We start from the raw sequence: 17,790 nt of genomic DNA, 5'->3' as shown, positions 1-17,790 counted from the left end.
GTCCTGGCGAACGCCAGGACCCATTACCACCAATCGTTATTGTTATACGTGCAATTCGCCGCGCGCCCATTGCCATGGCCGCGGCGTATGGGTCCTGGCTTTCGCCGGGACGACGGAACGAATTGCTTTCGCCGGGACGACAAAATCAACCCCGCTCGGATTGCTTTCAGCAATAAGGCGATTTTCCTAGCTCTCCCGCATTGCGGGAACCCTTGCCGGGCTGCGGCGTTGACATCGCGTGGCGGGCACTCGTTTGCCGCAATCCTGGGAAAGAGAGCCTTGGAACACACCGTTCCGGGGCGTTTCTCATTGGTCCATTCTGATGACACTGCAGCGGACACAGTTGAGCTCTGCGACGACGCACGAGGCGGCGGCTCCAGTCACGCCAAATGACGACCGCATCATCGAGACCTCGATCCCGGTTCGGCTCGACAATCTCAGCTGGAGCGGCTTCCACACCCGCGTCGTGCTGGCGCTCGGCATCACCTGGATTCTCGACGGGCTCGAAGTGACGCTCGCCGGTGCGCTGTCGGGCGCGCTGAAGGAGAGCCCGACGATGAGCTTTTCCAACGCCGATGTCGGGCTTGCCAGCAGCGCCTACCTCGCCGGCGCGGTGCTCGGTGCGCTCGGCTTCGGCTGGCTCACCGACCGGATCGGCCGGAAGAAGCTGTTCTTCATCACGCTCGCGCTCTATCTCTCGGCGACGGCCGCGACCGCGCTGTCGTGGAATGTCGCGAGCTACGCGCTGTTTCGCTTCCTCACCGGCGCCGGCATCGGCGGCGAATACACCGCGATCAATTCGACCATCCAGGAGCTGGTGCCGGCGCGCTATCGCGGCTGGACCGATCTCGTCATCAACGGCAGCTTCTGGATCGGCGCCGCGATCGGTGCGGTGAGCGCCATCGTCCTGCTCGATCCTGCGTTGCTCGCGCCCGACCACGGCTGGCGGATCGCCTACTTCACCGGCGCGGTGCTCGGCCTCGTCGTGCTGTTGATGCGGATGTGGATTCCGGAAAGCCCGCGCTGGCTGATGATCCACGGACGCCCCGAAGAGGCCCACAGGATCGTCGCCGAGATTGAAACCTCCGTGCTCGGTCACGAACAGCCGAGCGAAGGCTTCGAGAAGATCAGGCTCCGGATGCGCGATCACACGCCGCTGCGCGAGGTCGCGGTGACGCTGTTCTCCACCTATCGGCAGCGCTCGCTGGTCGGGCTGACGCTGATGGCCGCGCAGGCATTCTTCTACAATGCGATCTTCTTCACCTTCGCGCTGATCCTGACCGATTTCTTCGGTATCGCCGCCAGCAATGTCGGCTGGTACATCCTGCCATTCGCCGCCGGCAACTTCCTCGGGCCGCTGCTGCTGGGCCACCTGTTCGACACGCTCGGCCGCCGCACCATGATCGCGCTGACCTATGGCATCTCGGGCGTGCTGCTGGCGCTGTCCGGCTATCTGTTCTCGATCGGCGTGCTCAGCGCGCAGACCCAGACCATCGCCTGGATGGTGATCTTCTTCTTCGCCTCGCCGGCGGCGAGCGCCGCTTATCTCACCGTCAGCGAGACGTTTCCGCTGGAGGTCCGCGCGCTCGCGATCGCCGTCTTCTATGCTGTCGGCACCGGCATCGGTGGCGTGATTGGGCCGGCGCTGTTCGGCGTACTGATCGATACCGGATCGCGCAACAGCGTGTTCGCCGGCTACCTGCTGGGGTCGGCACTCATGTTGGTCGCCGCAGCCGTCGCATGGCGCTATGCCGTCGCGGCCGAGCGAAAACCGCTCGAATCTGTCGCGCGACCGTTGGCATTTGTGGAGTAGACTATGACGAAGCATGAATTGGCCGGAATGCCCCTGGATGATGACATCCCCCCCAATGCGACGACCGGCAGCATGCCGGCGCCGGCATCGCTGATTCCGCCGCTGGATCGTACCGCGGTGCTCCTCGACATCGACGGCACCTTGCTCGATTTTGCGCCGACGCCGCGCGAGGTCTGGGTGCCGCCGGAGCTCGCGACCACGCTGAAGCAATTGCATGATCGCACCGGCGGCGCGCTGGCGCTGGTCAGCGGCCGTTCGCTCAACGACATCGACCTGATCTTCGCGCCCGACCAGTTTCCCGCGGTCGGCGGCCATGGCGCCGAGATGCGGCTGCAGCCGGACAGCGAAGCGGTCGCCGCGCACGCGCCGCCGCTCGACAAGGAATTGAAGCGCCGCCTCGCCGCGATCGCCAAGCTCAGCCCCGGCATTCTGCTCGAGGACAAGGGCTATTCGCTGGCGCTGCACTATCGGCTGGCGCCGCAGGCGGAGCGGGCGATCTATGAGGCGGTCTCGCTGATCCGCGCCGAGCTGCCGACTGCGCCGATCGAGGTGCTGCCGGGCAAGAGCGTCTGCGAGATCAAGCATTCCGGCTTCACCAAGGCGACCGGCGTGCAAGAGCTGATGATGCATGAGCCCTTCAAGGGACGCCGCCCGTTCTTCATCGGCGACGACGTCACCGACGAGACCGTGTTCGCGATCATGCCCGATTTCAACGGTCTCGCATTTTCCGTAGGCCGTCGCGCCACCGGCGTCGCCGGACATTTCGACGCGCCGAGCAATGTGCGCGAATTTCTCGCACAACTGCTCGACAATGATAGGGACGTCAGCCTGTCCTAACGAGTCACATTCATCGCAGCCGAGTCGAATGCGGTGCTTTTGCGTCGTTGCGTCAACCTCGCATGAAATTTTCTTTTCGCGAGTTCCCGCGAGTTCCATGCGCGTTTGTCAGAATTTGGTTTCAATTGGGAGATTCCTTGATCAGGAACCATCTTGATGAATGGTTGTTAATACGCGAGTTGACCAACAGGAGGGGACCGGGTGAACCTCGTCGTCGTATCGAACCGCGTCTCGCGCGGAAAACCCAATGAACCCATGACGGGGGGGCTGGCTGCGGCATTGTTGCCGGTGGTGGAAAAGACAGGGGCAATATGGGTTGGTTCCAGCGGACGTGTTCGCGACGGGAACCACAAGGAACCTTTTGCAGAGGTCGAAGCTCTCGGCGCCGGTGCGCTGGCAATGCTCGATCTGCCGGCCGCGCACTATGGCGGCTACTACGAAGGCTTTGCCAATTCGGCGCTGTGGCCCGCGATGCATTCGCGCGCGGATCTGATCCGTGCGTCGCACGAAGACTACAAGAGCTATCGCGAAGTGAACGCGTTCATGGCGCGCGCGTTGTTGCGCTTCCGCAAGCCTGATTCCGTGTTCTGGATCCAGGACTATCATTTCCTCGCGCTCGGCGCCGAGCTGCGCGATCTCGGCGTCACGCAGCCGATCGGCTTCTTCCTGCACACGCCGTGGCCGGCGCGCGCGGTGATCGCGGGCGTGCCCAATCATCGCGAGCTGATCGAGGCGATGCTGTCCTATGATCTGATCGGTTTCCAGACCGATGAGGACTGCGAGAACTTCCTGAGCTACGTGCAGAACGATCTCGATTTGGCGGTGCGCGACGGCGTGATCAGTTCGCCGTTCGGGCACACCCGCGCTGCGGTGTTTCCGATCGGGATCGACCCCGGGAAGTTCGCGCAGCAGGCCACCAAGGCGATGATGCATCCCGACGTGACGCGGCTGCGGCGCAGCCTCAACGGCGAGAAGCTCGCGATCGGCGTCGACCGGCTCGACTATTCCAAGGGCCTCGTCAACCGCATCAAGGCGTTCGACCGTATGTGGTCGGTGCATCCGAACCTGAAGCGCTCGGTGTCGCTGCTGCAGATCGCAACGCCGTCGCGCGGTGCGATCGAGGCCTATGGCAATCTCGCGAGCGAGGTGGCGAAGCTCGTCACCGACGTCAACGGCGTGCATGGCGAGGTCGACTGGACGCCGATCCGCTATCTCAACAAGGGTTTCGGCCAGGGCGTGCTTGCAGGGCTCTACCGCACCGCGCAGGTCGGCGTGGTGACGCCGTTGCAGGACGGCATGAACCTTGTCGCCAAGGAATATGTCGCCGCGCAAAATCCGGCGGACCCCGGCGTGCTGGTGCTGTCGAAATTCGCCGGTGCGGCCAACGAGCTCGACGCCGCGCTGCTGGTCAATCCGCATGACATCGACGGCATGGCGCGCACCTTGGCGATGGCGCTCGCGATGCCGCTGACCGAGCGGCGGATGCGCTGGGAAGCCATGATGGAGAAGCTCAACAGCGGCACGATCCAGCAATGGTTCGCCGATTTCATCGAGGCGCTCCAGGATACGCACAGTGCGGGTGCCGCGGCGCTGCCGGAGCCACCAAGCCTGTGGCCGCGCCGCACGGCGGATTTTGCCGCGCGATATCACTGAGCGAGCACGAGTTCGCCAGCGCACAGCGACGATGGACACGCCAGCGCTTGCCCATTGTCGTGCATCGTTGTCTTCCGATTCAAAATGTCAAACGGCCACTCGGTGTCGTCACCCGCGCATGCGAAAGCGGGTGATCCAGTAATCCAGAGTGCTTGAGCCGAGATGTCGCGGTTTCTTCCGGGCGTCGTCCCTGCGAAAGCAGGGACCCATGCTCCGCGGCCTGTGTAGTGAACGGGACTCGTCGTTCCACCGTCTTTCAACGATAACCGTCTGTGGTTATGGGTCCCTGCTTTCGCGGGGACGACGGTGAATGCGTGGCACGGCCTGTGAGATACTTCCGCGTTCTCGCGACATGATTGTCCGAGTCTTGCATCTCGTTCCGTCCTCTCTCTTGAACAGAGGGCGCAGGGAAAGCCGGGTGCCGATCGCACCCATAGGCCCCCAAGCAAAGGTCGAAAGCCGGGGGTGAAGCCGCATGCCCCCCGTGCGCAATTGCGCACCTCGGCGTGACGAGGATCGGCCGATCGATTGTGTGGCCTGATTTGCGCCGGTCTTTGACCGGCCAGCGGCCAAAATCGCGCGCCGCGGCAAGCAAGGCCGCCGGGTGCGGTTGATGTTGCCGCCAATTTACCCAATATTTTCAATCCATTGGGGAAATTTCGCGGTCCGGCCCCGCGCTCCCTTGCAAAATCCGCCTCAGCCCTTCAAGAGAGGCCTCCCGGAGAGATGGCCGAGTGGCTTAAGGCGCACGCTTGGAAAGCGTGTGTGCGGGAAACCGTACCGTGGGTTCGAATCCCACTCTCTCCGCCACCTCGCCCTAAAATTTCGTACCTCGAAGCGGAGGCGGGCCCGAAAACTCGGCCGTTTTCGTTCATTTTCTCGCCTTGGAGAAATCCGGCCGTGAATGGGCTGGAGAATGCGTTTTCTCCGAATCCACGGCGTTCCGGCGAAAAACAAGGCCCTCATGGGGGCCGATTTCGAATCTCTCTCGCTCAGCCAACCTCCTACGATCTGCCTGCGGCCGAATCCGTGCGACCGGAGTAAACATCATTCAGACCCTCGCGCACGAACCGCGCCCCCAAATGATGCGAGGCACAAAGGTTGCGCAAAATCACGAGTGACATCGTTCGAGCAGCATGCGTGGCAAAATCAGCCCGAAAGTTATGGCTAGGATGACAAGAATTGCCGTGACCCCGTTTACCGCGATGTCAGTCAGCAGAGTTATCGGTGCGCGCGGACCGGCCGAGATCAACGCGACGACGGCGCTCGCCGCCGTAAAAAGAAAGAAGCCTGGTATCATAGAAACAACCGCGGAGAAGCCGAGCGCGGCAAAAGGCAAATGTAGTCGGTCTACAACCGGCGTGACGATGATGCTGATCAGGATGCAGGCGGCAAGCGCTCCAGTTGCGACATTCGTGCCCGCGAGCGAGATCAGTGCCCAGCGAGCCGCATGCCCCAGCATGCCGGCTACGATGGGGAATGGCAACGTGCGCCACGGCATCGAGAAGAGAGTGCCGAAGGAGGCGACGGCGCATCCTGCCGCAATCACGTCGGCCAAGAATGGAACCGGCGCCGAAGATCCAGCCGCCGGCGGGACGGCGCCGCCGGCTGTGAGGCCCAGGAGCAGACCAAAGCAGATCATCAGCACGACGACGCCGGCGTAAGCCAGGCGCGCGATGCCAAGTGCGATCCGCGTGCGTACGAGATCGATTGCGCCGTTGAGCAAATGTGGACCAGGCACCAGCACCATGCAGGGACAGAATGCGACAAGAGCTGAGCTCGGCAGATGCAGGCTGGTGGAAGATATGACGGCCACGCTCCCGGCGATGAGCGCGGCACAAAGCGGCTGAATGAAAGGGTTGGTGCCGAGGCCTGACAGCCAGCAGCGGCGGACGAGCGCACCGAGGGCGGCGCTCACGGCGATCAGGATCAAGCTCGTCATTTCGAGCGCGCCAAAGATCACCCCGAGCGATGCCGCGCCGGTAGCTGCAAATGAGGTGAAACGCAGCGTGGATACCGGCGGCAGATTTCCTGCCGACAACAGTGCTGGTCGTGCCTCTTCCAGGCGTAGCGAGCCGTCGCACAGTCGATCAATGACCTTGCTGACAGCAAGTACCCTGTTCATGTCGACGCCCAGCGGTTTTGTGGGAACGGTCTGCGACAGGGATGTGCCGTCGATCTCGATAGTGAGTTTGTCCCAATCTGGCAGAACTCGCACGGGCAGGCCCAACCCGTGTCCGAGGCGTTCGACTGTGACCGCCATCCGTTCCGTGGTCTGCCCGTTCTTGAAAAGGAGGGCGGCCGCCAGCGCGACGATGCCAAGTGATGTCTCGTTCGCTGGCGGTCCGAAATCGAATGCGAGGCCGGGCGCAGATGGGCATCCGGAAGAAGCGGCCAAAGCGCGCTCTCGAGCGGCGACCGGCATGACAATGCTCCTGCCCTAGAGCCCGGCGCTCTGTCCACCGTCGACATGCAGGATCTCTCCGGTGGTGAAATTGGCGCCTTCGAGATACATCACCGCGTCGACGACGTCGCGCACTTCGCCCATCCGTCCGACAGGATGCAGCTTGGCAAGGAAGTCGTACGTTTCTGGCGCATGCATTGGCGTCTTGACCGCGCCAGGTGCCACAGCATTGACGCGGATACCGCGGCTCGCATATTCGACTGCGAGCGACTTCGTTGCGGCGTTCAAACCACCCTTCGTTAAGGCCGCCAGCGCCGACGGCGCCTGGCTATTTGCGTTCTCGTCGAGGCTGCTGGTGATCTGCACGATGTGCCCTGCTCGCCGCTTCAGCATTTCCGCGACGGCGCGACGGGTGATATGGAAAAAGCCGTTGAGATTGATCGCCAGCATGTTGGCGTAATCTTCAACCGTGTATTCGGTGAATGGCTTCCCGATAAAGATGCCGACATTATTGATCAGCGTATCGATGCGGCCGAAGCGTTCGATTGCCTGCGACACGATGCGTTCTGCCGTCTTGGCATCGGCGATATCGCCGGCAACGGCCAGGATACTCGGATCAGACGACGGCCTGATCGAGCGGGAGTTCGCGACGACGCGATAATCGCGATCGCGATATGCCCTGACAAGCGCTTCGCCGATACCTTGCGACGCGCCCGTGATGATAGCGACTTTCTGCTCTGCAGCCATGATAGGCCTCCACGCTCTCTGTTAGGGACAGGCGCCGTTGCGGCGCTCGCTTCGTTATTGTGCGGTCCAGCCGCCGTCGACCGGGATCGCCGCACCTGTGATCTGGTCTGCCGCCGGAGAGCAAAGGAAGGCCACGGTGCCGCCCAGCTGCGAGGGAGAGACGAAATCCAGAGACGGCTGTTTCTCAGCCAGAATCTCCTCGGCGGCTTGCTTCTGACCGATCTGCTTTCGCGCCGCGATGTCGCTGATCTGCTTTTCGACCAGCGGCGTTCGCACCCAGCCCGGGCAGACCGCATTGCAGGTGACGCCGCTGCCGGCTGTCTCCAGGCCGACCACCTTGGTGAGGCCAACCAGCCCATGCTTGGCCGCAACGTAGGCGGCCTTGTGGGTGGACGCGACGAGGCCGTGGGTCGAGGCGATGTTGACGATCCGCCCCCAACGTTGTTTTCTCATCTGAGGAACTGCAGCGGCAATGGCGTGAAATGCGGCCGACAGATTGATGGCGAGAATTGCATTCCACTTCGTCGCAGGAAATTCCTCCACCGGCGCGGTGAACTGGATGCCGGCATTGTTCACCAGGATGTCGAGGTGCCCGAACTTCTCGACCGTCCCGGCGATCAAACCGCGCACGGCCTCCTCCTTTGCCATGTCGGCGCCATCGTAGACGACACGCACGCCGTGCTCACGTCCGATACCGCTACGGATCGCCTCGATCTCCGCGGTATCGCCGAAGCCGTTCAACACCAGGTCGGCACCAAGCCGGGCCAATTCTTTCGCGATACCCGGTCCGATACCGCTGGTCGATCCGGTGACGATTGCGACTTTTCCCTTCAACATGGGAATTCCTTTCGCTGATTGAGACGGAAAAATCAGGCAGCCGTCGCAGGCTTTGCCTTCACGGGCGGCACCGCGCGAAAGGCTATCGAGAGCCGGTTCCAGGCGTTGATGGTTCCGATCAGAATCGTCAGGTTCGTCGCCTCGGCTTCGGAGAAGTGCCTGCGTAGCTCCTCGTAGACGTCGTCAGGCGCGTGCGTCTCGGCGATCAAGGTCAGCGCCTCGGTCCAGGCCAGCGCGGCGCGTTCGCGATCAGTATAGAGCGGAGCCTCCCGCCAGGCGTCGAGAAGATAGAGCCGCTGTTCTGCTTCGCCGTGCTTGCGTGCATCCTGTGTATGCATGTTGATGCAGAAGGCACAACCGTTGATCTGCGAGGCGCGGGTCCGGACGAGCTCGATCAGCGACAATTCGAGCCCAGACGACTGGATTTGGATTTCGACAGCGGTGAGTGCTTTGATGGTCTCGGGTGCGGCCTGATAGAAATTCATGCGGGGCTTCATGGTCGTTCTCCTTCGGGGTTGAAGATGGTCGTCAGTGGGCGCCGCCGCCGTCGAGGCGGTCGGGCCTGGTGAGCATGAGCGCTGCGCCCAGAGCGATGAGTTGCGAGACGCCGAGCAGATAGAACGTGTCGCTGAAGCCGAGGATAAAGGCTTGCTTCTGGATGATCTTCCCAATCGCGACGTAGGCACGGTGAATAGCGTCGGCGCGGTCGATGACGCCATGGCTTATGAAATACTGCGTAAGTTGATCGAGCCGAGCGCGGGTCGCCTGCTCGAACATCGTGACCTGCTGCGAAAGCAGATTGGAGTGGAATTGTTCGCGGTTGGTAAGCAGCGTCTGTAGTGCGGCGATCCCGATCGCGCCGCCAAGGTTGCGCATCATATTGAACAGGGCGGATGCAGATCCGGCGTTCTCTTGCTCGATCCCGGAGGTCGCGACAGCAGAGAGCGGCGCGAAACACAAGGCCTGACCGATCGCACGGACGACGTTCGGCCAGAACAACTGATCGGCAGCGTAGTCGTTGGTCATGTAGATGTTCATGAAGTTGGAGGCCGCGAACAGCGCAAAGCCGATGCCGATGATGAGGCGTGGGTCGATGCGTTTCATCAGTTGTGGCACCAGCGGGATCAGCAGGAGCTGCGGCAAGCCGGTCCACGCGAGCACCATACCGATCTGCTCCGAATTGTAGCCCTGGATACGGGACAGATAGACTGGCAGGATATAGACCGAGCCATAAAGCGCGACGCCGAGCAGAAAGTTCGCGAGCACGCCGAAGCCGAAATTGCGACGGAGCAGAATGCGCAGGTTCAGCAACGGCTTGTTCGTGGTCAGCTCGATCACGAGGAACAGCGTCAGTGCGACCGCAGCGATCACCGCGAGCCGCACAATGAAGGGCGAACCGAACCAGTCGTCCTTGTTGCCTTCTTCCAGTACGGTCTGGAGCGCCGCCAGTCCGATCGTCATCGTGATGATGCCGCTCCAGTCTCCCTCGCGCAGCAGTGACAGATTCATCGGCTTCGCTTCCAGCGAAACGTAAAGCATGGCGATCATCACCGCCCCGGGCGCGACGTTGACGTAGAAGACGTATTGCCACCCGAAATTCTCGGTGAGATAGCCGCCGATGGTTGGACCGATTGCCGGCGCGAATGTCGCGGAGATCGCGAACATTGCGAGCCCGATCGGCTGTTTTGCCTTCGGCAAGAGCGTGATGATCAGCGTGAACGCCATCGGAATCAGCACGCCACCGGTGAAGCCTTGCACGGCCCGTAACGCGATCATTTGCGGTAGGTCTAGCGCCATCGCGCATGCCGCCGAGAACACGAGGAACAGGAGCGCGTTAACGAGCAGATAGATGCGCACGGAGAACACCTGGGAAAGCCAGCCGCTCAGCGGGATCACGACGATCTCGGCAATCAGGTATGAGGTCGAGATCCAGCCGCCGTCATCGTGGCCTGCTCCAATGCCGCCCTGGATGTCGGCAAGCGAGGCATTGACGATCTGGATGTTGAGCACGGCCATGAATGCGCCGAGCGTGGCCCCGGTCACTGCGAGCCAGGTTTTCGCAGAGACGACGGGAGACGCCGGCGCCGCGGATGAAGGCAGATGTTCGCTGGCCGGAATGCCGTCGGCGGTGGTTTGCCGCGTGGTCATGGTTGTCTCCTCGGACGCGTCGGAGAATGCGTTTGCTCAACTGCGGGGGGCGCCGCCACGCGAGGCCAGTTGGCCCGCGGCTTCGCCCTCCGTGACAACAGTCGATTTGGTGTTGACGGTTGGTACCGCCGACATTCCGGGACGTAGCAGACCGCTCAGGCCTCGATCGTCGAGCACGATCTTGACCGGGACGCGCTGCACGATCTTGGTGAAGTTACCGGTGGCGTTGTCCGGCGGAAGCAATGCGAACTCCAGGCCGCTCGCCGGCGACAAGCTGTCGACATGCCCCTTCAGCCTGGTCGCATGGAAGCTATCGACGCGCAGTTCGACGGGCTGGCCATTGCGCACATAGGTGAGCTGCGTCTCCTTGAAGTTAGCGACCACGTAGACCTGATCGAGGGGGACGACGGCCATCAGCTGCGTACCTGCCTGCACATATTGCCCGACCCGAAGTGTGCGTGCACCGATGGTGCCATCGACGGGCGCGGTGATTCGCGTGTAGGACAGGTTCAACGCGGCCTGCTGCTCAAGCGCGCGAGCGTGTTCGAGTTGCGCGACGGCCTGTGCACGCCGGGTTGAGAGCACCTCGACGGTCTTGTTGGCCGCGGACAATCCGGCGTTGCCCTGCTGCAGCTGCGCAGTCTGCGCCCGCAACGCCGCGTCGGTCTGCTGAGCGCGCTGAATTGTGCCTGCGCCCGTCTTCATGAGGTCGTCGTAGCGGGCACGCTCCTGCTGTGCGAATTTCAGATTGGCTTCGGCCGCATCGACCTGGGCGGCCTGTTGTTGAATGATCGGCTGCTGCAATTCGATCTGCGCGTCGAGGTTACGGATGGCGGCCGCGGAGGCGGCGACGTCAGCCTTGGCCTGATCCACCGCGGTCTTGAAATCGCGATCGTCTATCCGCGCAAGGAGTTGGCCAGCCTTCACCGGCTGGTTGTCGGCAACCAGCACATCGGAGATGTAGCCGGAAACCTTCGGAGCGATGATCGTGGAGTCAGCCTTCACATAAGCATCGTCGGTCGTCTGCAAATAGCGGCCGGTCGTGATGTAGTAGCGGGCGAAAGCGGCCGCGCCGGCGACGCCGAGTATTGCGGCGAAGGCGATCGCCGACCGCCTGACTGCCTGCCTGGACGTGCGAAGGCCGGTCTTGGTGTTTTGTTCGGGAGCGTAGGTGAGGGTGGACATGACTTTCTCCGATGTCTGCAGGAAGCACGGAAGGTTAATCGGGACGATGAACATCATGGGTGACGATGCCGAGCTCATGGCTTGGTGGGTCGAGGCGACGCGGGTCGGCCAGCGTGCGGCGGATGTCGTCAAGCCCGCTCTGCCAATGCGCGCGCATCGCACTCCGGCCGAACTCGTAGTCCTTTGACTGGCTCTCGAAGACCTTGGATTGGTAGATCAGATGGACGATGTTGTAGGCGCGATGGCGCGCCATTTCCGCGATCGCGCGGATTTCCGGATCCTGCCTTGCGTTTGCCGGCAGGCGTTCGAGCGTGCGCTGCAACGCCCGACGCATCGTCTGCATCCGCCGCACCTGATCAGTGATCGCGCGCGTCCGGCTCGAATATTGAATGTCCTTCTGCCGGCTCGACAACTCCATCAAGTCGCTGGGAACGCGACCCTTGGCCGACCAGAGATCGACCTGAAATGTCAGGGTGTCACGTGGTTCGCTGGTCAGTACGCGTGAAAGGGGCGTGTTCCAGACCACGCCGCCGTCCCAATAATGCTCGCCGTCGATCTCGACGGCAGGGAAGCCGGGCGGCAACGCGCCAGACGCCATGAAATGCTTCGGCCCCAGCCGGCGCTCGGCGGTGTCAAAATACGTCAGATTGCCAGTGCGGACGTTGACGGCACCGACGCTGACGCGCATCTCGCCCGAGTTCAGGCGATCAAAATCAACCAGCCGCTCCAACGTCTGCTTCAACGGTGTAGTGTCGTAGAAGCTCGTCGCGGCATCGCCTGCGAAGGGCGACCAGAGCGGCGAGGGGAAGCGCGGCTTGAAGAAGCCGGGTTGGCCTTGAAACAAGGCCCTCATCGCTGCAAACGCGTTGTGGATCGAGCGGAAATCGAAAGCAAACGGCAGGGCGTCGCCGAGCCCTTCGCCGGCGGGCCATTCTACCGGGCAGGCGCAGATGGTTTCCCAGAACTCGCGTAGTCGTGTTACTCGTTCGGCTTCTGGGGCGCCTGCGATGATCGCGGCATTGAGCGCTCCGATCGAAATGCCAGCCAGCCAATTGGGCCGGATCCCGGCCTCATGGAGGCCTTCATAGACCCCGGCCTGGTAGGCGCCCAGAGCGCCGCCGCCCTGCAGCACCAGAGCGACGACGTCGTATGGCAGCGGCTTCGTCTGCTGTACTTGGCTAGTCCGCTCGCGCATCACGTTCAGCATGTTCAAACTCCGTTGCAGCCAATGCATCAACCGCCGCTTCCGTGACCTGTTTGCCGGGGCGCGAACGCGTCTTCGCAGCGACGTTCGCGCCCTCGTTTCGCTGCAAGCCGAGCAGCGATCAGTAGTCCCAGAAGGCCGGCACGAAGCGGAAGGCGTCGCCATCGACTGCGACCCGGCCTATGGACGGGAACGGCATGTGAGTGGCCACCAGCAATTCGCCGGTCTTGGCAAGCTCCCGTAGCAGTTGGACGCGAACCCGCGTCGCTTCCTCGGGGTCGTGCTCGAAACCGTTGTGCCAGTCGGGGTGGTCGAACCCGACCGAAAACACGGCGTCGCCGGCGAACATCAGCCGCTCTCCGCCGGAGGCCACGCGAACCACGCTGTGACCGGGTGTGTGGCCGCCCGTACGAGACACCACAACTCCTGGCGCCACCTCGTGCTCGTTGTCGAATTGCCGGAGCTGGTCGCGGTATTCCTGCGCGAAGCGCCTGGCAGTGGCGCGAAGCGCGTCCGGGAATCCCTGCGGCATGGCGGTGCGGGAGAAATCGGGCGCCTCCCAGAACCTAACCTCAGCGGCCGCCACGTGGATCTGCAAGTCCGGACGCAGCCGCTCCTTGATGCCGTCGGCAAGCAAGCCGCCGATATGGTCCATGTGCATGTGGGTCAGCACCACGTCGGTCACGGACGTGAGATCGATGCCCATGGCCTCAAGGCGCCGGATCAACTGACCGGCCCGTGGCAGGTGCAGATTCGGGTCGGATCCGAGGCCGGCGTCGATGAGGATGGTCTTGCCGCCGCTGCGCACGACGACCGCATTGAGCGCCCAGTCGAAAGCGTCTGACGGCAGGAACATATCATCCAGCCAGGCATTTCGAACCGATGAGGCGACGTTATGTGCCAGCATCGTGGCCGGGAGTGGGAGCACCCCATCGCTGACGACGAGTACCTCGATCTCGCCGACCTTCAGTGCGTAACGCGACGGCACCAGTTCTTCAGGCTCAGTCGTGCCAGAATGTGAGGGGTTGCCTGGGACGGGTTTGGTCATCTGTTTCACAGTCATTGTGGTCTCCTGCTTCGTGGTGAAGTTTCACGTCGGGTGGTGCTTGAGCAGACCGCGCACGTCGAGGAGCGCGGCCGTCTTCGCTTGAGGCAACTAGAGATTCACTACCTGTTCCGGATCTGCTGAAGCGAGAGCTGCAGCGCGATCGGCTTTCGGCGGATAGATCCAGACGGTGTTGATCTCGCGCTTGGTCTTCTTGGCGTCATCGCCGACGATTTCGAGCTTGCGCTCCCATCCGCGCGTGAACAGCGCGCCAGCCTCGCCAAGGTCGAGACAGGTGACGTAGACTTTCTGGTGATAAGGTTTGGTCGGCTTGCCCAGCAGCTCGGCGGCGGCGTTGTGGCCGGCAAAGGCGCCCATGCGGGTCGCATGCTGGCACGACATCAGTGCGTAGTTGCCGGCATCGTCGCATGCCGCACGTGCGGCGTCGCCGGTGGCAAAGACGCCAGCCACCCCCGGAACGCGCAAGTCACGATCGACCAGCAGTCGGCCGAACCTGTCACGCTCGCCCGGAATCTCCGCGGCTAGCGGAGCGGCACGGATGCCCGCCGCCCAAACCACGGTCGCCGCTTCAATGCGCTCACCGTCGGACAGCGTGACACCGCCTTCGTCGAGCGATGCGACGCCGGTAGCGACCCGCGTTTCGATCCCCAGCTTGCGCAGTGCGTCCTCAATGACCGGACGAGAATCCGAGCCCATGTTCGGTGCGACCGCGGCGTTCCTTTCGACGATGATGATGCGCGGCTTGGCATCCTTGCCGAGGATCGCACGTAGTCGCGCCGGCATCTCGGTAGCAGCCTCGATGCCGGTGAAACCGCCGCCGGCAACGACCACGGTATCGCGTCCGCTGCTTGCCGGCCGGCCTGCCAGGCCATGCAGATGCTTGTCGAGCGCAATGGCATCGTCGAGCTGATCAACGCTGAAACCGTGCGCGGAAAGGCCGGGAATGTCCGGTCGGAACAGCCGGCTGCCGGTGGCCACGACCAGACGGTCGTAGGAGAGCTCATTAGTGCCCGTTGCGGTCGCAATGGTTACGGTGCGGGACTTCGTGGCGACCGTCCCCGCGCTGCCCCGCATATAGGTGACGTCGATGGCGTTCAGCACATCCGAGAGCGGCGCTGTCAGGGTCTCTGGCTTCGATTCATAGAGCCGCGGACGAATCACGAGTGCGGGCTCCGGCGCGACCAGCACGATCTCAAACGTATCGGACGAAACGCCGTGGATATCGCGCAGGCGGGCGGCGGAAAGTGCGGCATACATGCCGGCGAAGCCGGCGCCGATGATGACGAGTCTCATGTGACTACTCCTGTGGTTCGGTTCTTCCGGGCATGCGCGCGCCATCGTCGCCGCTTTTGCGGCAAGCGTTCTGCAGACAATGATGGCGCGAAGACGTGAGACGAAATCGGTAGTCTAGGGCGAGAGACAGCCTGCGACCGGCGGTGTTCGCCGCGGATATTCGCTGCGCAGCAAGATTGGCCGAGGGGTGCTCGGAATCCATTCAGCGTAGGGGAGTTGGGCGCTGTCCCTTGTCACGATGGACATCCCTGGATTGGGGTGCTGCAGTGACTGCGGCGGAATTTCCACCTCATCACCGGTTGCTGATGTGAAGCGAACTGCCAGTGAAAGTCCGTACACGATTGTGGTCGCGACGATCCTTCGTCGTGGTTCGAAAGAGGGGAGGCTCACGAAGCGCTTCCAGATCATTGTCCGTCTCCGTCTAATGGATCGTGGGCACCCTGTTTATCTAGCGGATCAAACCTGCAACCGCGCCAGCGAGATTGACGTCTTTGAAGAGAGATTGCGGTTAGCGCATGCGTCGTCGCCAATCGCTCGGTGTTTCTCCGGTCAGATTCCTGAACGCTGCGGTGAAGGCCGTTTGAGAAGCATAGCCCAGTTCCGCGGCCACCGCCGCGATAGCCGCGTCGGTATCGCGGAGCAAGTTCATCGCCCGCTCGAGCCGCTGTTGACGTAGCCAAGCATGGGGCGAAAGCCCCGTGCTTTCCTTGAAGGCGCGACAAAAATGAAAACGAGACAGGCCGGCGTCGGTGGCGAGAGCCGCAAGAGAGACGTCAGCATCACTGTCCGAACCCAAGCGCTCGATCGCCCGTCGCAGTGCATGTGGAGAAAGTCCCCCAGTGATCGGCCCGAATGCGGTTGACGCGTCGGCGTGCTCAGCGAGAATACGCGTCGCCACAGTGTCGGTCAGTTGCTGTCTCAACAGCGCGTCTATTGCCGCATTGCCCTCCAGCAAATCCGCAGCGCTTATCAGCAACGAGGATGTGAGGGCGTCTGGATGTCCCGTGCGCTCCCGGAGATCGCCGGGCGCAGGAACTTCGGCTTCGCGAGCAACGCGTTCGAGTGTTGCATGAGGGAGATAGAGTTGGATGACATCCACAAAGCCAGGAATATCCCATCTGGCTCGCGAACCCGCCGGAATGATCGTCACTACACCCGATCGCGCCGTCCCAACAGCAACCGATTTTCCGGACCGTCGCTCGAGGCGCTGAACGCCCGTTGGGTAGGTCATGATAACGTGGTCGGCCATGGGCTCAACCACGTCGTGCAGGGCTCCATGCTTCCAATGCGCGATGGAGCCATTGGAAGGGTCGGAAGCTATTTGGAGTGGCGATGTCTTCAGTACACGCGCCATCTCCGCGTCGGCAGGATGCAGATCGCTGACGGGCAAATTGTTCGATCCTGCGCCGGACGGACGAGGTTGAGATGCCTGCAAATGATCGTGCACGACCGGAGTGTTCATGGAGCGGTCCTCGGGGTCAGAAGACACTTCGTTGCTCTCAAGCGATTGTATTAGCGCACGTGACGCCGCCAATCGGCGGGCGTCTCGCCGGTCAGGCGTCTAAAGGCTGCGGCGAAGGCTGTCTGCGAGGCATAGCCGAGCTCCGCCGCCACCAAAGCGATCGATTCGTCAGTACCCCGAAGGATATTCATCGCCCGCTCGAGACGGTGCTGCCGCAGCCAAGCATGAGGGGAAAGCCCGGTGCTTTCTTTGAAGGCGCGGCAAAAGTGGAAGCGGGATATGCCCGCATCTGACGCAAGCGCATCGAGGGAGACATCCTCATCGCTCTCCGAGCGCAGGCGCTCGATGGCGCGAGCCAGGACCTTCGGCGAAAGTCCGCCGATGGTCGCCTGCAATTTGGTTTTCGATCCGGTATGTGTAGCCAAAAGCCGCAGGGCCAACAGGTCCGTCAATTGATGCCTGAATAGCCGATCCAGAGCCCCATGGCCCTCGAGAGCACCATGGCCGTCCAGCACACCCGCCGCGCCCAAGAGTAATCGGGAAGTGACGGGATCCGGATGTCCCGTTCGCTCCAGGAGATCGTTCGGTGTGCCTGTGGCAACTTCTTCGGCAACGCGCTTGAGTGTTGCGTGAGGAAGATAGAGTTGAACGACATCGACGGGTTTCGGAATGTCCCATCGCGAGCTCGATCCTTCCGGAATGATGATCACAGCGCCGCGACGGAACGTTCCAATCTCGACCGATTTTCCTGACTGCCGCTCCACGCGCTGTGTCAAGCCGTTATAGGCCATGATGACATGGTGGCTCATAGGTTCGACGACGTCGTGCAACGGGTCGTGCTTCCAATGCGCAATCCCAGCGCCAGAAGAATCCAAAGCCATGCGGAATGGTGTCGTCCCGAGCACGCGCGCCATTTCCGCATCGGCGGCGCGATACTCGTGGCTGAGCGACTCTCGTTGATGTAGCTCGGACGAGGCTGGTGAGTACTCTGGGGCATCGTGTTGGATCGGGTGGCTCATTGGCTTTTGCTCGTATCGGAGGCCATGCGCACGCGCTACCGGCTCGACTCCACGTGCTCACGCGAAGTCGCCGCCTTGTGTCTGCTCGTAGGAGATGCCGGTGAATGCTGCGAGCGTTCGCT

Annotated in this window: 14 protein-coding genes and 1 tRNA gene; 4 read left to right on the top strand and 11 right to left on the bottom strand. The window is 62.4% G+C overall.

The genetic code is table 11. The features are described 5' to 3' along the window. The first annotated feature begins 322 nt into the window (after positions 1-322). The 4 genes from AAFG13_RS24905 to AAFG13_RS24890 all read left to right on the top strand — a co-directional run bounded on the left by AAFG13_RS24905 (position 323) and on the right by AAFG13_RS24890 (position 5,113). A complete protein-coding gene (locus AAFG13_RS24905) occupies positions 323-1,813 on the top strand; it encodes an MFS transporter (RefSeq protein WP_342708526.1) in 1,491 nt (496 codons plus the stop codon). A gap of 27 nt (positions 1,814-1,840) precedes the next feature. Continuing rightward, on the top strand, positions 1,841-2,650 hold the full coding sequence (otsB, locus tag AAFG13_RS24900; protein ID WP_342713389.1) for a trehalose-phosphatase: 810 nt from the start codon (positions 1,841-1,843) through the stop codon (positions 2,648-2,650). A gap of 201 nt (positions 2,651-2,851) precedes the next feature. Next, positions 2,852-4,303, top strand: coding sequence for a trehalose-6-phosphate synthase (locus tag AAFG13_RS24895; RefSeq protein WP_342708525.1), 1,452 nt, complete (start codon positions 2,852-2,854; stop codon positions 4,301-4,303). 720 nt (positions 4,304-5,023) lie between these two features. Beyond that, positions 5,024-5,113 (top strand) — tRNA-Ser (locus AAFG13_RS24890). 301 nt (positions 5,114-5,414) lie between these two features. Here the strand turns inward: AAFG13_RS24890 and AAFG13_RS24885 are convergent. The 11 genes from AAFG13_RS24885 to AAFG13_RS24835 all read right to left on the bottom strand — a co-directional run bounded on the left by AAFG13_RS24885 (position 5,415) and on the right by AAFG13_RS24835 (position 17,668). Then, the gene (locus AAFG13_RS24885) at positions 5,415-6,728 is read right to left on the bottom strand and encodes a threonine/serine exporter family protein (protein ID WP_342708524.1); all 1,314 of its coding nucleotides are present in this window, start codon (positions 6,726-6,728) and stop codon (positions 5,415-5,417) included. Between the two features lie 15 nt (positions 6,729-6,743). Beyond that, positions 6,744-7,454 (bottom strand): SDR family oxidoreductase, encoded by a 711-nt coding sequence (locus AAFG13_RS24880; protein ID WP_342708523.1) that lies wholly within the window; start codon positions 7,452-7,454, stop codon positions 6,744-6,746. Positions 7,455-7,508: 54 nt separating this feature from the next. Further along, entirely contained in the window at positions 7,509-8,291 is a 783-nt protein-coding gene (locus AAFG13_RS24875; protein ID WP_342708522.1) for a 3-hydroxybutyrate dehydrogenase, read from the bottom strand. A 32-nt stretch (positions 8,292-8,323) separates the two neighbouring features. Beyond that, positions 8,324-8,788: a carboxymuconolactone decarboxylase family protein gene (locus tag AAFG13_RS24870; protein WP_342708521.1), complete on the bottom strand. Its 465-nt coding sequence runs from the start codon at positions 8,786-8,788 to the stop codon at positions 8,324-8,326. A gap of 31 nt (positions 8,789-8,819) precedes the next feature. After that, entirely contained in the window at positions 8,820-10,439 is a 1,620-nt protein-coding gene (locus AAFG13_RS24865) for an MDR family MFS transporter (protein WP_342708520.1), read from the bottom strand. 36 nt (positions 10,440-10,475) lie between these two features. Then, on the bottom strand, positions 10,476-11,624 hold the full coding sequence (locus AAFG13_RS24860) for an HlyD family secretion protein (RefSeq protein ID WP_342708519.1): 1,149 nt from the start codon (positions 11,622-11,624) through the stop codon (positions 10,476-10,478). Between the two features lie 34 nt (positions 11,625-11,658). Beyond that, the gene (locus tag AAFG13_RS24855) at positions 11,659-12,831 is read right to left on the bottom strand and encodes a patatin-like phospholipase family protein (RefSeq protein ID WP_342708518.1); all 1,173 of its coding nucleotides are present in this window, start codon (positions 12,829-12,831) and stop codon (positions 11,659-11,661) included. Between the two features lie 118 nt (positions 12,832-12,949). Beyond that, on the bottom strand, positions 12,950-13,876 hold the full coding sequence (locus AAFG13_RS24850) for an MBL fold metallo-hydrolase (protein WP_342713388.1): 927 nt from the start codon (positions 13,874-13,876) through the stop codon (positions 12,950-12,952). Between the two features lie 108 nt (positions 13,877-13,984). Further along, on the bottom strand, positions 13,985-15,187 hold the full coding sequence (locus tag AAFG13_RS24845; RefSeq protein ID WP_212316618.1) for an NAD(P)/FAD-dependent oxidoreductase: 1,203 nt from the start codon (positions 15,185-15,187) through the stop codon (positions 13,985-13,987). A gap of 508 nt (positions 15,188-15,695) precedes the next feature. Beyond that, entirely contained in the window at positions 15,696-16,649 is a 954-nt protein-coding gene (locus AAFG13_RS24840) for an AraC family transcriptional regulator (RefSeq protein ID WP_342708517.1), read from the bottom strand. A 50-nt stretch (positions 16,650-16,699) separates the two neighbouring features. Continuing rightward, the gene (locus AAFG13_RS24835; protein ID WP_212316620.1) at positions 16,700-17,668 is read right to left on the bottom strand and encodes an AraC family transcriptional regulator; all 969 of its coding nucleotides are present in this window, start codon (positions 17,666-17,668) and stop codon (positions 16,700-16,702) included. Positions 17,669-17,790: the final 122 nt, after the last annotated feature.

Source organism: Bradyrhizobium sp. B124, assembly GCF_038967635.1.
In the GTDB taxonomy this organism is placed as follows: Bacteria; Pseudomonadota; Alphaproteobacteria; order Rhizobiales; family Xanthobacteraceae; genus Bradyrhizobium.
Note: the sequence above shows the minus strand (reverse complement) of the source record. Positions and strands in the feature narration are given on the sequence as shown.

Coding starts and splice junctions, on each gene's coding strand:
- otsB (WP_342713389.1), top strand. CDS start 1,841: ATGCCCCTGGATGATGACATCCCCCCCAATGCGACGACCGGCAGCATG.
- AAFG13_RS24870 (WP_342708521.1), bottom strand. CDS start 8,788: ATGAAGCCCCGCATGAATTTCTATCAGGCCGCACCCGAGACCATCAAA.
- AAFG13_RS24885 (WP_342708524.1), bottom strand. CDS start 6,728: ATGCCGGTCGCCGCTCGAGAGCGCGCTTTGGCCGCTTCTTCCGGATGC.
- AAFG13_RS24855 (WP_342708518.1), bottom strand. CDS start 12,831: ATGCTGAACGTGATGCGCGAGCGGACTAGCCAAGTACAGCAGACGAAG.
- AAFG13_RS24860 (WP_342708519.1), bottom strand. CDS start 11,624: ATGTCCACCCTCACCTACGCTCCCGAACAAAACACCAAGACCGGCCTT.
- AAFG13_RS24850 (WP_342713388.1), bottom strand. CDS start 13,876: ATGACCAAACCCGTCCCAGGCAACCCCTCACATTCTGGCACGACTGAG.
- AAFG13_RS24835 (WP_212316620.1), bottom strand. CDS start 17,668: ATGAGCCACCCGATCCAACACGATGCCCCAGAGTACTCACCAGCCTCG.
- AAFG13_RS24845 (WP_212316618.1), bottom strand. CDS start 15,187: ATGAGACTCGTCATCATCGGCGCCGGCTTCGCCGGCATGTATGCCGCA.
- AAFG13_RS24865 (WP_342708520.1), bottom strand. CDS start 10,439: ATGACCACGCGGCAAACCACCGCCGACGGCATTCCGGCCAGCGAACAT.
- AAFG13_RS24840 (WP_342708517.1), bottom strand. CDS start 16,649: ATGAACACTCCGGTCGTGCACGATCATTTGCAGGCATCTCAACCTCGT.
- AAFG13_RS24875 (WP_342708522.1), bottom strand. CDS start 8,291: ATGTTGAAGGGAAAAGTCGCAATCGTCACCGGATCGACCAGCGGTATC.
- AAFG13_RS24880 (WP_342708523.1), bottom strand. CDS start 7,454: ATGGCTGCAGAGCAGAAAGTCGCTATCATCACGGGCGCGTCGCAAGGT.
- AAFG13_RS24905 (WP_342708526.1), top strand. CDS start 323: ATGACACTGCAGCGGACACAGTTGAGCTCTGCGACGACGCACGAGGCG.